General features: G+C 59.8%; 12 protein-coding genes. 6 read left to right on the top strand and 6 right to left on the bottom strand.

Features of this window, described 5'->3' with window-relative positions; translation table 11 throughout:
• Nucleotides 1-60: 60 nt before the first annotated feature.
• Nucleotides 61-384 (bottom strand): hypothetical protein, encoded by a 324-nt coding sequence (locus tag NB311A_RS22205; RefSeq protein ID WP_207382344.1) that lies wholly within the window; start codon nt 382-384, stop codon nt 61-63.
• Between NB311A_RS22205 and NB311A_RS22415 the strand changes: the two genes are divergently transcribed.
• Complete coding sequence (locus tag NB311A_RS22415) at nt 289-561, top strand: hypothetical protein (RefSeq protein ID WP_245256929.1); 273 nt, start codon at nt 289-291, stop codon at nt 559-561. The genes NB311A_RS22205 and NB311A_RS22415 overlap by 96 nt on opposite strands.
• A 284-nt stretch (nt 562-845) precedes the next feature.
• Nucleotides 846-1,940 (top strand): DUF2865 domain-containing protein, encoded by a 1,095-nt coding sequence (locus NB311A_RS05125; RefSeq protein ID WP_009797398.1) that lies wholly within the window; start codon nt 846-848, stop codon nt 1,938-1,940.
• A 52-nt stretch (nt 1,941-1,992) separates the two neighbouring features.
• On the opposite strand, the gene NB311A_RS05120 is transcribed toward NB311A_RS05125, so the two are convergent.
• The 5 genes from NB311A_RS05120 to rpiA all read right to left on the bottom strand — a co-directional run bounded on the left by NB311A_RS05120 (nt 1,993) and on the right by rpiA (nt 8,309).
• Nucleotides 1,993-3,744, bottom strand: a complete 1,752-nt coding sequence (locus NB311A_RS05120) for an NAD+ synthase (protein ID WP_009797397.1) — start codon at nt 3,742-3,744, stop codon at nt 1,993-1,995.
• A 152-nt stretch (nt 3,745-3,896) separates the two neighbouring features.
• Nucleotides 3,897-5,285: a class II 3-deoxy-7-phosphoheptulonate synthase gene (locus NB311A_RS05115; protein WP_009797396.1), complete on the bottom strand. Its 1,389-nt coding sequence runs from the start codon at nt 5,283-5,285 to the stop codon at nt 3,897-3,899.
• 392 nt (nt 5,286-5,677) lie between these two features.
• Complete coding sequence (gene gor / locus NB311A_RS05110) at nt 5,678-7,060, bottom strand: glutathione-disulfide reductase (RefSeq protein ID WP_009797395.1); 1,383 nt, start codon at nt 7,058-7,060, stop codon at nt 5,678-5,680.
• Nucleotides 7,061-7,078: 18 nt separating this feature from the next.
• Nucleotides 7,079-7,588: a DUF2059 domain-containing protein gene (locus NB311A_RS05105; protein WP_040673995.1), complete on the bottom strand. Its 510-nt coding sequence runs from the start codon at nt 7,586-7,588 to the stop codon at nt 7,079-7,081.
• A 22-nt stretch (nt 7,589-7,610) separates the two neighbouring features.
• Entirely contained in the window at nt 7,611-8,309 is a 699-nt protein-coding gene (gene rpiA / locus NB311A_RS05100; protein WP_009797393.1) for a ribose-5-phosphate isomerase RpiA, read from the bottom strand.
• A 342-nt stretch (nt 8,310-8,651) separates the two neighbouring features.
• Between rpiA and NB311A_RS05095 the strand changes: the two genes are divergently transcribed.
• From NB311A_RS05095 to NB311A_RS05080, 4 genes are all read left to right on the top strand, one after another.
• Nucleotides 8,652-9,347 (top strand): HAD-IA family hydrolase, encoded by a 696-nt coding sequence (locus NB311A_RS05095; protein WP_040673993.1) that lies wholly within the window; start codon nt 8,652-8,654, stop codon nt 9,345-9,347.
• 261 nt (nt 9,348-9,608) lie between these two features.
• Nucleotides 9,609-10,640, top strand: a complete 1,032-nt coding sequence (moaA, locus tag NB311A_RS05090; protein WP_009797391.1) for a GTP 3',8-cyclase MoaA — start codon at nt 9,609-9,611, stop codon at nt 10,638-10,640.
• 390 nt (nt 10,641-11,030) lie between these two features.
• Complete coding sequence (locus NB311A_RS05085) at nt 11,031-11,570, top strand: TRAP transporter small permease subunit (protein WP_009797390.1); 540 nt, start codon at nt 11,031-11,033, stop codon at nt 11,568-11,570.
• On the top strand, nt 11,567-13,177 hold the full coding sequence (locus tag NB311A_RS05080) for a TRAP transporter large permease subunit (RefSeq protein ID WP_009797389.1): 1,611 nt from the start codon (nt 11,567-11,569) through the stop codon (nt 13,175-13,177). Before NB311A_RS05085 ends, NB311A_RS05080 begins: the two co-directional genes overlap by 4 nt.
• The last annotated feature ends 13 nt before the right edge of the window (nt 13,178-13,190 follow it).

Here is a 13,190-nt window from a genome sequence, read left to right as displayed (position 1 = left end):
CTGGTGGCCGGGGCGCGCGGTACTCTATTGTGAGAAAAGACGGCCTCGGCCAGCGAATCGCTAGCTCAAAATGTTGCGGCAACTGCCACAAATAGCGAGGGAACCGTTCATTCCGGCGAACATGAACAGCCGGTGGCGCGGCGTCAAGGCCACGCCCCACAAACGCCTTATTTTGCCGGGAAATCGCCTGCCATTCGCCGTGGCGACTCTGTCACGGCCTTTCTCTTTTTCCGGTATATAATGCATATTTTTCCCGTAGCGCGGGTTTTTCCCGCAATTCTGGCAGGCTTGGCTCTTTCTGCGACTATCGCATGGGCGGACAGCCGCGTTTTCATCATTGCCAACCAGGCCGACGGATATGGCGTTGACCAGTGCCTTGCCCAAAGCGAAAGCTGCGGAGCCTACGCCGCACACTCCTACTGTCGGTCACGCGATTTTGCACAGGCGATCGCTTACAGACGCGTCCGGCCCGAGGAGATGACGGATTCGATTCGTGGGTCGACAAATTCCTGTCGGCACAGCGGCTGCAACGACTACGTCGCGATTACCTGCCAACGCTGACGCTCCGATTCATAGTGGGAAAATCCATGTGGCGCCGAGGCCGCCACACTCGCGCCTCGGAAACGACGTGACGCTGCCGCGAGAAGGGGATATGACAAAGCCACGCTGGCGATCGGTCCTCTGACCAACTCATCCGGCCTGTACCATCAGCGTCTCGCGACGCGATCAGGCTCGTCTGGATTGCGTCAAAGTCACCGCGATGGGCGCGTCTGCGTTCGGGAAGACAATTCCTCTTCGTAGAGCAAATTTGCAGAATCGCTCCTGGATCGCTTTGATGACGGACCATGCCTGACCTTTTGTTTGCCCGCACGATGCGAATACTGGCTTGCGCCGCCGGCATTGCGGGCGCGACCGCCAATGCCCTGGCGCAGGGTGCCCAGCCAGGGATCAATCCGATTTGCCCCAGGCTCGAGGCGCAACTCGCGAGCATTGACCGTGGCGGCGCCGATCCGGCGCGAGCCGGACAGATCCGGCGCTATGAGGGCGCGGCGGGCCGGCAGCAGGGCGAGCTCGAACGTGTCATCGCACAAGCGAGCCGCATGGGCTGCGACAGTTCAGGATTCTTCCAGCTCTTCAACGCCCAGTCGGCGCAATGCGGACCGATCACCCATCAAATCCAGCGCATGCGGACCAACCTCCAGCAAATCACCACCAACCTGGAGCAACTGAAAGCCGGCGGCGGCGCCAGCCCCGAGCGCGACAATCAGCGTCGCTCCGTGCTGATCGCGCTGGCGCAGAACAATTGCGGCCCGCAATATGCCGCAGCGGCGCGGAACCAGGGCTCCTTCTTCGATGACCTGTTCGGCAACCACCCTGACAATCAGACGATCCTGCCGCCCGTCGATTCGGGTCTGCAATCCGGAACCTATCGGACCGTCTGTGTCCGTTCGTGCGACGGTTTTTACTTTCCGATCTCGTTCGCCACCACTCCGAGCCGGTTTCCCGACGATGAGCGAACCTGCAAGAACCTTTGTCCCGCGACGGACGCCGCGCTCTACGCGTATCGTAACCCCGGCGAGGACATGAATCAGGCCGTCTCTATCAGCGGACAGCCTTATTCCTCCTCGCCGAACGCATTTCGGTACCGTCAGGAGTTTAATCCGTCATGCTCTTGCAAGGCGGCAGGCCAGACATGGGCGGAGGCGTTGAAAGGACTCGACGACAAGGCCGCGGCTGCCCAGCAGGGGGACATCATCGTCACGGAAGACGGCACCCGGAAGAAGTCGCCGCAGACCGGCGACGCAGGCTCGCAAAAGAAGGACTCGGCAGCGAAAGCCGATACGCCCCAAAGCCCCCCCGCAGATACGACCCCGACCGCCTCAACACCGTCAAACAAGCCGATCCGGTCGGTGGGGCCAAGGTTCATTCCCGCGCAATAGAACGGGATGAAAATCGCGCCCCCTTTCGGATCGGGGTCATGCTCTTATTTCGTCATCCCTCAAAGGCTTCCGCGGAACTCCGGCTGGCGCGGGAGACGAGATTCTCATCCGGCGCCGGCAATGATTTGCCGGAATCGCGAAACCGGTTGGTGATCGGATAGCGCCGGTCGCGTCCGAAATTCCGGCGCGTGACCTTGACGCCCGGCGCCGCCTGACGGCGCTTGTATTCGGCGGCGTTCAGCAAGCGGTCGACCCGCACGATCACATCGCGGTCGAACCCTTCCGCGACGATTGACGCCAGCGGCTCCTCCCGCTCGACCAGCCGTTCGAGAATCGCATCGAGTAGCTCATAGGGCGGCAGCGAATCCTGGTCGAGCTGGTTCTCGCGCAACTCGGCCGTCGGCGGCCGCGCGATGATGCTGGGCGGGATCACCTCGCCCGATGGACCGAAAGCGCCGTCCGGCTTCCAGGCGTTACGCAGGCTTGCCAGCCGGAAAACCTCGGTCTTGAAGATATCCTTGATCGGATTGAAGCCGCCGTTCATGTCACCGTACAGCGTGGCATAACCCACCGACATTTCCGACTTGTTGCCGGTTGTCACCAGCATCGCACCGGTTTTGTTTGAGATCGCCATCAGAAGCGTGCCGCGGGCGCGGGATTGCAGATTTTCCTCCGTTGTATCGCGGGGCAATCCCGCGAACGTAGCTGAGAGAATTTTCTCGAAACCTTCCACCGCCGGCGCGATCGGCAGCACCTCGTAGCGAATGCCGAGCGCCGTTGCGAGCCTTGCCGCATCGTCGAGCGAGACCTGCGCCGTGAAGCGGGACGGCAGCATGACGCCGCGAACGCGCTCGGCTCCGAGGGCATCGACGGCGATGGCCGCGCACAACGCCGAGTCGATTCCACCCGACACCCCGAGAAGAACACAGGGGAATCCGTTCTTCCGGACATAGTCGCGTAATCCCAGCACGCAGGCGGCATAGTCAGCTTCGTCACCCTCGATCTGCGGCGCAACCGGTCCGGTGCAGCGCCACCCCTCCGCAGACCTTGTCCATTGCAGGGTGACGATGCTTTCCTCGAAGGCCGGAAACTGCGCCGCCAGCGAGCAATCGGCATTCAGCACGAAAGACGCGCCATCGAACACCAGTTCATCCTGGCCGCCGACCTGATTGAGATAGACCAGCGGCAGATCGCTCTCGGTCACGCGCGCGACCGAGATCGACAGCCTGATGTCGCTCTTGCCCTTCGCATAGGGCGACCCGTTGGGAACGATAAGAATTTCCGCGCCGGTTTCCGCAAGGCACTCGACGATGTTCTCGTATTCGGCGGATTCCTCGACCCAGGTATCTTCGCAAATCGGCACGCCGATCCGCACGCCCCGAATTTTCAAGGGCCCCCCGACCGGTCCCCGCGCGAACACGCGCTTCTCGTCGAACACGCCATAGTTCGGCAGATTGACCTTGAAGCGGATCGCCGCGACCCGCCCTTCATCCAGCAACGCGTAAGCATTGTAGAGTTTGCCATCATCGACCCATGGCGTACCTATCAGCATGGCTGGTCCGCCGTCGGAGGTCTCGCGCGCCAGATCTTCGATCGCCTCGCGGCAGGCAGCCTGGAACGCCGGCCTCAAAACCAGATCCTCGGGCGGATATCCGGCAATGAACAGTTCCGGAAGCGCCAGCAGCGCGGCCCCGTCGGCCTTGGCCTGGGCCCGCGCGGCGCGGGCCTTGGCCGCATTGCCGGCAATATCTCCGACCGTCGGATTCAATTGGCCGAGCGTGATCTTGAAGGTTGTTTCGGTCATGGACGCTTGATACCTGCCGGTCCCGCTTGCTGCAATTTGACGTGCTTATAGCGGTTTCCCGCGAACTGGCCCACCGGTTCGCCAGGAAACAGACACGCCCTTCCCGGTCTTGTTGCGGGCACCACGATCATCGGCCTCCGGGACGCAGCGCCTCAGAAACCGGAGACTGCTGGAATCGGCTTGACCTTGCCTTCGCGATCGTGCCTCAGCAATTCGGCGATCAGGAACGCCATGTCGATCGACTGCTCGGCGTTCAGGCGCGGATCGCAGACGGTGTGATAGCGATCATTGAGATCTTCGTCCTTGATCGCTCGCGCGCCGCCGATGCACTCGGTGACGTTCTGCCCGGTCATCTCCAGATGAACGCCGCCGGCGTGCGTGCCCTCCGCGGCATGAATGCTGAAGAACGACTTGACCTCCGACAGGATGCGATCGAACGGGCGGGTCTTATAACCGCTCGTCGACGTGATGGTGTTGCCGTGCATCGGATCGCACGACCACACGACGGCGCGGCCCTCGCGCTTCACCGCGCGGATCAGTTGCGGCAGATAATCTGCCACCTTGTCCGAGCCAAAGCGGCCGATCAACGTCAGACGCCCCGGTTCGTTGTCGGGATTCAGCACGTCGATCAGCTTCAGTAGTTCGTCAGGCTTGAGCGACGGACCGCACTTCAGGCCGATCGGGTTCCTGATGCCACGGAAATACTCGACATGGCCATGATCGAGCTGACGGGTGCGATCGCCGACCCAGATGAAGTGGCCGGACGTCGCATACCAGTCGCCGGTCGTCGAATCGACCCGCGTCAATGCCTGCTCGTAGCCGAGCAGCAGCGCCTCGTGGCTGGTATAGATATCAGTCGCCCGCAGTTCCGGATGGCTCTCGAGGTTGAGCCCACAAGCGCGCATGAAATTGAGCGCGTCGGAAATACGATCTGCCAGTTCCTTGTAACGCCTCGACTGCTGCGAATCTTTTATGAAACCGAGCATCCACTCATGCACGCTGCCAAGATTGGCGAAGCCTCCTGTGGCGAAGGCGCGCAGCAGGTTCAGCGTCGCCGCCGATTGCCGGTAAGCCATGATCTGACGATGCGGATCCGGGATTCGCGACTGCTCAGTGAAGGCGATGTCGTTGACGATGTCGCCGCGATAGCTGGGCAACCCAACGCCGTCGATCGTTTCCACCGGCGACGAGCGCGGCTTGGCGAACTGACCGGCAATGCGGCCGACCTTCACCACCGGCAACGCGCCGGCATAGGTCAGAACCACCGCCATCTGGAGCAGCACACGGAAGAAATCGCGGATGTTGTTGGCGCCGTGCTCGGCGAAGCTCTCAGCGCAATCGCCACCCTGGAGGAGAAAAGCCTCGCCGTTTGCGACTCGGGCCAAGGCTTTCTTCAGGTTGCGCGCCTCACCCGCGAAAACCAGCGGCGGAAACGTGGCGAGCTGCGCCTCGACTTCGCCCAATGCCTTCGTATCCGGATAGGCCGGAACTTGCTGCACGGGCTTGGTGCGCCAGCTATCGGGTGTCCACCGCTCGGACATCGGGTCAACTCCTGTAGCGTTTTCGAGCGAAGCATGTCCTCGGCTTGACCCGAGGATGGAATCCGGTTCGGTAAAGAAAACGCGTCAAAACAACAATCCAGAGTTTCACTTCTGATTCAATCGGAAGCGAAAATGCTCTGAGGAAAAATCCGCCAGTTATCCAGGATGGCGACGTTTTGCCCTATATACACAGGCAGACCCCTCCGCGCCAGTTGGCAGAAGGTTTCACAAACCAAGGTATTGAAGATAAAAGGATTTCGTTTCAGCGCCTTTTAGGCGTAACCATGGGTTTTGCGCCGCACGGATTCGTCAATTTCGGAAATGTTTCGAACCCCAGATTTATTCCTGGATTCCCGCCGAACCCGGTCGCAGACCTCTTATCAAGGACAGCTTCACTCCGCCGCCTCACGCGCATAGTGAGCGGTTCGCGTCCGCATCGTCACAAGTTCTTCAGCCGCAGTCGGATGCAACGCCATGGTGGCGTCGAAATCGGCCTTGGTGGCCTTCATCTTGATGGCAATACCGAGAATTTGCGTCATTTCGGCCGCGCCCTCGCCGACGATATGGCAGCCGAGTACGCGATCCGTCGCGGCATCCACCACAAGCTTCATCAGAATGCGCGTATCGCGGCCCGATAACGTCGCCTTCAGCGGGCGAAACGTGGTCTTGTAGATATCGACGGCATGGTCAGCCCTCGCCTGCGCTTCTGTCAGGCCGACTGTTCCGACTTCAGGCTGGGAAAACACGGCAGTCGGAATGTCGGCATGATCCACGCGCGTTGGCTTGTTCCCAAACACTGAATCCGCAAAAGCGTGGCCCTCGCGGATGGCGACCGGCGTGAGATTAAGCCGGTGTGTAACATCGCCGATCGCATAAATGTGCGGCACATTCGTTTGCGAAAAGCCGTTCACGGCAATACCGCCGCTCTCTGGATTGATGGCTACGCCCGCTTTCTCGAGGCCCAGGTTTGCAACGTTGGGATGCCGGCCGATCGCAAACAGCACCTGGTCGGAGGCAACACTCGACCCTTTCGATAAATGAGACGTGAACTCGTCGCCGTGCCGATCGACCCTCTCGACTGTGCAGCCCGTCAGAATCGTGATGCCGTTTTTTTCCAGTTCCGCGCGCACATGCGCACGGACGTCATCGTCGAAGCCGCGCAGGATATTGTCGCCGCGATAGATCAGGGTCACATCGCTGCCGAACCCGGCAAAGATGCAGGCGAACTCGAGCGCGATGTATCCGCCGCCCTGTATCGCTATTCGCTTCGGCAATTCCTTAAGATGAAACACCTCGTTGGAAGACATCACGTGCTCGATGCCGGGAATGGCACGGCCGTGGTTGGGCGCGCCTCCCGTTGCGATCAGCACATGCTTCGAACGGATGGTCTCACCGGTTGTTAGCCGGAGCGTGTGCGCATCCTCAAATATTGCCCTCGTCTTGACGACCCGTACGCCCGCCTTCTCGAGGGTAGACGAATAAACCGCCTCGAGCCGGGCGATCTCCTTGTCCTTGTTAGCGATAAGCGTCGGCCAGTCGAACGTCGCGGAGGCAATCGACCAGCCAAAACCGACGGCATCTTCGATGTCGTGGCGGATATGAGAGCCGTAGACCAATAGTTTCTTCGGCACGCAGCCCCGGATGACGCAAGTGCCGCCCATCCGGTATTCTTCGGCGACCATGACACGTGCGCCGTGTCCGGCGGCGATGCGCGCGGCGCGCACTCCGCCAGAACCGCCACCTATGACAAACAGATCGACATCGAAATCATCCATGCTCCAACTCGATCGAACTCAGATTTCTTTGCCGCGCTTGCGCATTTCCGCGCGGAACTGGCCGTTGACGACATCCGCGAACTGCTGCGCCCATTGGTTCATGTATTTCATGCTCTCTTCGATCGCCTTGGGCTCCTGGGTGATCAATTTCTGTCCCAGGGTGGACTTGTAGAACGTGACAAGGTCCTTCAATTCCTGCTCGGTAAAATGACTGGCATAAACCTTTGCCATGCCGTCGCCGATCTCCTTCTCACGGCCCGCCAGCGACTTGGCGACGACAAGCGCGACCTCATTGAGGTCCTTCTGATAGTTCAGGTTGGATTGAAGGAGCGTGTTCTTGGTCCGCTCGACCATGCTCGGAACGGCATTTGCGTACATCGCACCCGCGTGCTTCAGCGTCAGAAGCTCCTTGGCCGAGGCGATGGCGGCCGGCGTCGGCTGGCCGGCCTTCTGCGCCTGCGCGAGGGCTGGGATCGCCAGCGCCACGGCAAGACAAGCTACAGGCAGAAACTTTGAAAAACCTCTCATCTCAATTCTCCTCGTTGCGGCGCTAACGCCGCTCGACAATGCGAATTCCCTGTGCACCCGCCAGCATCGCTACCCCGGCGAGACCAATGAAAAGGCCATGCTCGACGACGCCGGGTATGGGATTCAACAGTCCGGCCAGATAGGATGCATCGGGTATCTGCCCAAGATGGGCATCAAAAATCCAGTGGCCGCCATCGGTGACAAAAGCATGGCCATCTGACCGCTTTCTAATGACCAGTTCACCAGAAACGCCGGCTTTTGCAAACACCTCCGTAATCGCGCGTCGCGTTGCGGCGAGCCCGAAAGGAATGACTTCGATCGGCAGGGGAAAACGGCCGAGCCCGGCCACCCACTTTGTCTCGTCCGCGATCACGATCATGCGCTCCGATCCCGCAGCCACGATTTTCTCGCGCAGAAGCGCCCCGCCACCCCCCTTGATCAGATTTAGATCGGCGTCAATTTCGTCGGCGCCATCAACCGTCAGATCGAGCCTGTCGAGGTCATCCAGGGTGGTCAGAGGAATACCGCACCGCTCCGCGTCGGCCCGCGTGACTTCCGATGTCGGCACGCCCACAACTTTCAATCCGCCGCGCACACGCTCGCCCAAAAGCTCGACAAAGTGCTTGGCGGTAGATCCGGTTCCGAGCCCCAGTCTCATGCCGTCCTCGACATATTCAAGGGCCCGCGCCGCAGCCTGTCTTTTCAATGCATCCAACGTCATGAGGACCTCGATCTTGCGCCGCCTCGCCGCGTGCGGCGAAGCATTCCCAGGATGGTTACTAGCGGCGTTTGGCCGGAAGGAACAGGGCGTTCGGTATATTTCGCAGGGGTCCCTGTTTCGGACAGCCTAGTGTCCCGATTCCGAAGTTCGCATACCCTTGCCGCAACTTTTGATGCGAACTTCGAAAATCAAAGAGACACTGGCAACTTTATGATTCTAGTGTGGTTTAGGTTCAGAAGTTCGCTTGACGGACTCGATGGGGCAATGAAGCGAACTTCTGAACCAGTCCGGCCGCACTTCGCCCTTGCATGTCGAGCGGGAGGCGGATACCGATCCACCATCATGTCATCCTCTTCTCCCATGGTCGTATTCGACCTCGACGGGACGCTGGTTGATACCGCGCCCGATCTCGCCGCCGCACTCAACTTCGTCCTGGACCGCGAAGGCCTGCGCACGGTGTCGTTGCCAATAGCCCGCTCGATGATTGGCGCGGGTGTTCGCCGCATGATCGAACGCGGCCTTGAGCATGAGGACCGCTCGGCGACACCCGATGAGGTGACGCGGATGATGGGTGACTTCATTGACTACTATACGGCGCATATCGCCGACGCATCGCGTCCGTTTGAGGGACTTATCGAGGCGCTCGACGAGCTGTCGGCGCGAGGATATCGTTTCGCCGTCTGCACCAACAAGCTGGAAGCGCTCGCCAAGCTGCTGCTCGACCAGTTAGGGTTGAGTTCGCGGTTTTCTGCAATCTGCGGCGGCGACACCTTTGGCGTGTCCAAACCCGATCCTGCGATTTTGCGGCAAACCATCGTGCGGGCGGGCGGAAGCTCGCAGACCACTATCATGGTCGGTGATGCAGGCCCTGACATAGGGGTGGCGCGCCGGGCTGGGATCCCCGTGATCGGGGTCACGTTCGGCTATACTGAAGTCCCGGTCGCAGAACTCAAACCCGATCGTGTCATCAGCCACATGAAGGAGCTACCGGACGCCGTCGCTGCGCTGCAAGCCGCGACGCTGAACGTAACCGGCTGACCCGTCCGTTCGGATCGAGCGGGACCGAGATCGCGATTTACCCATAGCCGGGATTTTCTCCGCTCCATGGTCCAGCTGATGGGTTCGGCGGTTCGCCGCCTTCGAGGCGTTCACGCGCCGTCTCGGCCTGCTCCGGCGCGTTAATCCTTCGTGGATTTCTTGCGCACCGCAGCAGAGCCGGCACATTGTGCCCCGGCCAGAACAGGCTTACATTAGAAGAGAAACAAATTCCTCTTACGCCGTTACAACAAGGCAAATTAAATGACCGGTTGTTCTGCCCCCGCCGAGACTTCGGACTCCCGGAAAATGATCGACCCGTTTGGCCGAAACATCAGCTATCTGCGCGTGTCGGTAACGGATCGCTGCGATCTTCGCTGCTTCTATTGCATGTCGGAGGATATGACCTTTTTGCCCAAGGCGGATCTGCTCACGCTGGAGGAGCTTGATCGTCTGTGCTCGGCTTTCATCGCCAAGGGCGTGCGCAAGCTGCGGCTGACGGGCGGGGAGCCGCTGGTTCGCCGTAACGTGATGTCGCTGATCCGCTCCTTGTCTCGCCATCTCGAATCGGGAGCGCTGAAGGAGCTGACGCTCACGACAAACGGATCGCAATTGGCCCGTTTCGCGAATGAGCTTCGGGATTGCGGCGTAAAACGGATCAACGTGTCGCTCGATACGCTTGACCCAGCCAGATTTCGCGAGATCACGCGCTGGGGCGACATTCAGAAGGTCATGGCAGGCATTGACGCTGCGCAAGCTGCGGGCCTTGCCGTCAAGATCAACGCGGTCGCGCTCAAACACCTGAACGAGGACGAAATTCCATCCCTGATGGAATGGGCGCACGGTCGAGACATGGCGCTGACTCTCATCGAGGTCATGCCGATGGGCGATATTGGCGCATCCCGCGCCGATCAGTATCTGCCGCTATCCATGTTGCGCGCTCGGCTCGAAGGTCAATACACCCTCACCGACCTTGAAGAGAGTACTGGCGGTCCCGCCCGCTATGTTCGGGTCAGCGAGACCGGCGGCAAGCTTGGCTTTATCACCCCGATGACCCACAATTTCTGCGAGTCCTGTAACCGCGTCCGAATCACCTGCACAGGTACCCTGCATACCTGCCTCGGACACGAAGATGCCTCCGATCTGCGCCGACCGCTGCGCGCATCTTCCACCGACGATCTGTTGTACGAAACGATCGATCGCGCCATCGGCCTCAAGCCGAAAGGCCACGATTTTATCATCGATCGCCACAACCGTCCGAGTGTGAGCCGTCACATGAGTGTAACCGGCGGGTAGCGAATTCAGATACCCGCCCGTTTGACCGTATCCCGAGGCGAATGTTGGCGAACGCCTTGAGGAGGCGGTGATCTATTATGCGAGGAGATTCATCCGAATCCCTCCATGTCCGCGATGACCATTCAAGGGCTCCATCAAGGTCCGCTTTCCGGTTCGCTCGGAAACGCCATGACCGCTCGGCGGGCCCGCTCCCCCTAAACGATCAAAGGTCCGGTTGACGGCGGCAACGTAGCATTGGAATGGTGCGGCGACCTTCATTTTGCCGGCATCTAGCGGACCGCTGTATTCCCACCATCCGGGACAAACGACTGCTGTTGTTGCGGCTTCGGAGAATGCCGGGTTCAGAGTTCGGTTTCAGCGATCGCGGTCGGCGGCCGCCAGGAGGAAGCGATGCGTCCGTTACTGGCCCTCAGCACGGCCATCGACCGGCTCAATGAAAAGGTCGGTTACGTATGCAATGTTCTTGTGCTGCTTGCCGTCCTGGTGAGCGCCGGGAATGCGATGATCCGATATGCCTTCGCTTATAGCTCGAACAGCTGGCTCGAATTGCAATGGTACATGTTCGCCATCTTCGTGATGTTCGGTGCATCTTATACCTTCAAACGCAACGAGCACGTCCGCGTCGAGATCTTTTATCTGCTCCTGTCCGAACGCGGCAAACTCTGGCTCGATCTCATCTGCACCCTTTTCCTTCTCATTCCGGCCTGCCTGTTGCTGAGCTATTTGTCGTGGCCTTTCTTCATGCAGTCCTATGCGATAGGTGAAGTATCAGGAAATGCCGGCGGTCTCGTGCGCTGGCCGATCAAGCTCGTCGTCCCGTTCGGATTCGTGATGCTCGCGCTCCAAGGTATCTCGGAGGTGATTAAGCGGATCGCGGCGCTACTTGGGATTGTCACGGTTGATGCGGCTTACGAGAGACCGACTCAATGATCACGCTGGAAATGATGCCGCCGATGATGTTCGGCGGCCTGGTTCTGGCGATGTTGATCGGCTTTCCGGTCGCCTTCACACTGGCCGCGGTGGGACTCTCATTCGGATTCCTTGCGATCCATCTTGGCTTCTTCGATCTGAATTTCCTTCAAGCCATACCGGGGCGCGTGTTCGGGAGCGTGCTGTCTAACGAGCTGCTGCTCGCGATTCCGTTCTTCACGTTCATGGGATCGGTGCTTGAGCGCTGTGGCCTTGCGGAGGACATGCTCGACTCGATGGGCCAGCTGTTTGGACCCATACGCGGCGGCCTTGGCTATTCGGTCATACTTGTCGGGTTTATCCTCGGCGCCATCACCGGCACGGTCGCTGCTCAGGTGATCGCCATGGCGCTCATCTCCATGCCCGTGATGATGCGCTACGGCTACCACATTCGCTACATCACGGGCGTGCTGGCGGCATCCGGCACCATCACTCAACTCGTTCCACCCTCCCTGGTACTGATCGTTCTGGCCGATCAGCTCGGAAAATCGGTCGGCGACATGTATCTCGGCGCCTGGGGACCTGCGCTGCTCCAGATCATGCTGTTCGCCAGCTACACTTTCCTGCTTGGTCTCTTCAAGCCCGATCATGTCCCACCGGTGCCAAAGGAATCCCGCACGCTCACCGGCTGGCCGCTTTGGCGAAAGTGCCTGATGGGCATCATTCCTTCCGCCGTCCTGATCTTCGTCGTGCTTGGCACCATGATGTTGGGCCTTGCGACTCCGACGGAAGCAGGTGCAATGGGCGCCGTCGGCGCTATCGTGCTGGCGACCATTCATCACAAGGATTTCAGCAGCACTGGCCGAAAAGTCCTGATCGTCGGCGCAATTGCCGGCGGCATCGGAACCCTCGTCGGAATTTTCGTGGCCGAGAGACTCGCCTTCAAGATCGCGTTCGCCGTCACCTATTTCGCGGTCGTGTGGATTTGTCTGGAAGCCGTCCGCATCCCCGGGCTCCGCGACCTCATCAAACAGGGCTATCAATCGACAATGCGCCTCACCACCATGGTGACGTTCATTTTGATCGGCTCGACCTGTTTCTCGGTGGTGTTTCTCGGAGTATCCGGCGGTGAGTGGCTCGAGCACCTGCTGACATCGCTGCCCGGCGGCGTATGGGGCTTTCTCATCTTCATCAACGTCTTCATCTTCTTCCTGGCGTTCTTCCTCGATTTCTTCGAGATCGCCTTTATCATTCTGCCAATGATCGCTCCCATCGCCCAGAAACTTCTCGCTCCCGTCGTCGGAGTGGACGCGGCGTTGATTTGGTTCGGTATTATGATCTGCGTCAATATGCAGACCTCGTTCCTCCACCCCCCATTCGGTTTTGCACTGTTCTACCTGCGCGGCGTAGCCCCGCGAGAGGTAAAGAGTTCAGACATCTACTGGGGCGCGGTGCCATGGATCGGATTGCAAATCATCATGGTGGTCCTCGTGATCGCGTTCCCCGCGACCGTGACAAGCTTGCTCGGCAAATCGACAGCCGTCGATCTCAATACGATCAAGATCGAGATTCCGATTATCGATGTCGCACCACTTGATTTCGGTCCGGTACCGACCAACCGGCAATAGCCGCGTCAAAATC

The organism is Nitrobacter sp. Nb-311A, from assembly GCF_000152905.1.
GTDB lineage: Bacteria > Pseudomonadota > Alphaproteobacteria > Rhizobiales > Xanthobacteraceae > Nitrobacter.
This window is presented reverse-complemented; position numbering and strand designations above follow the sequence as displayed.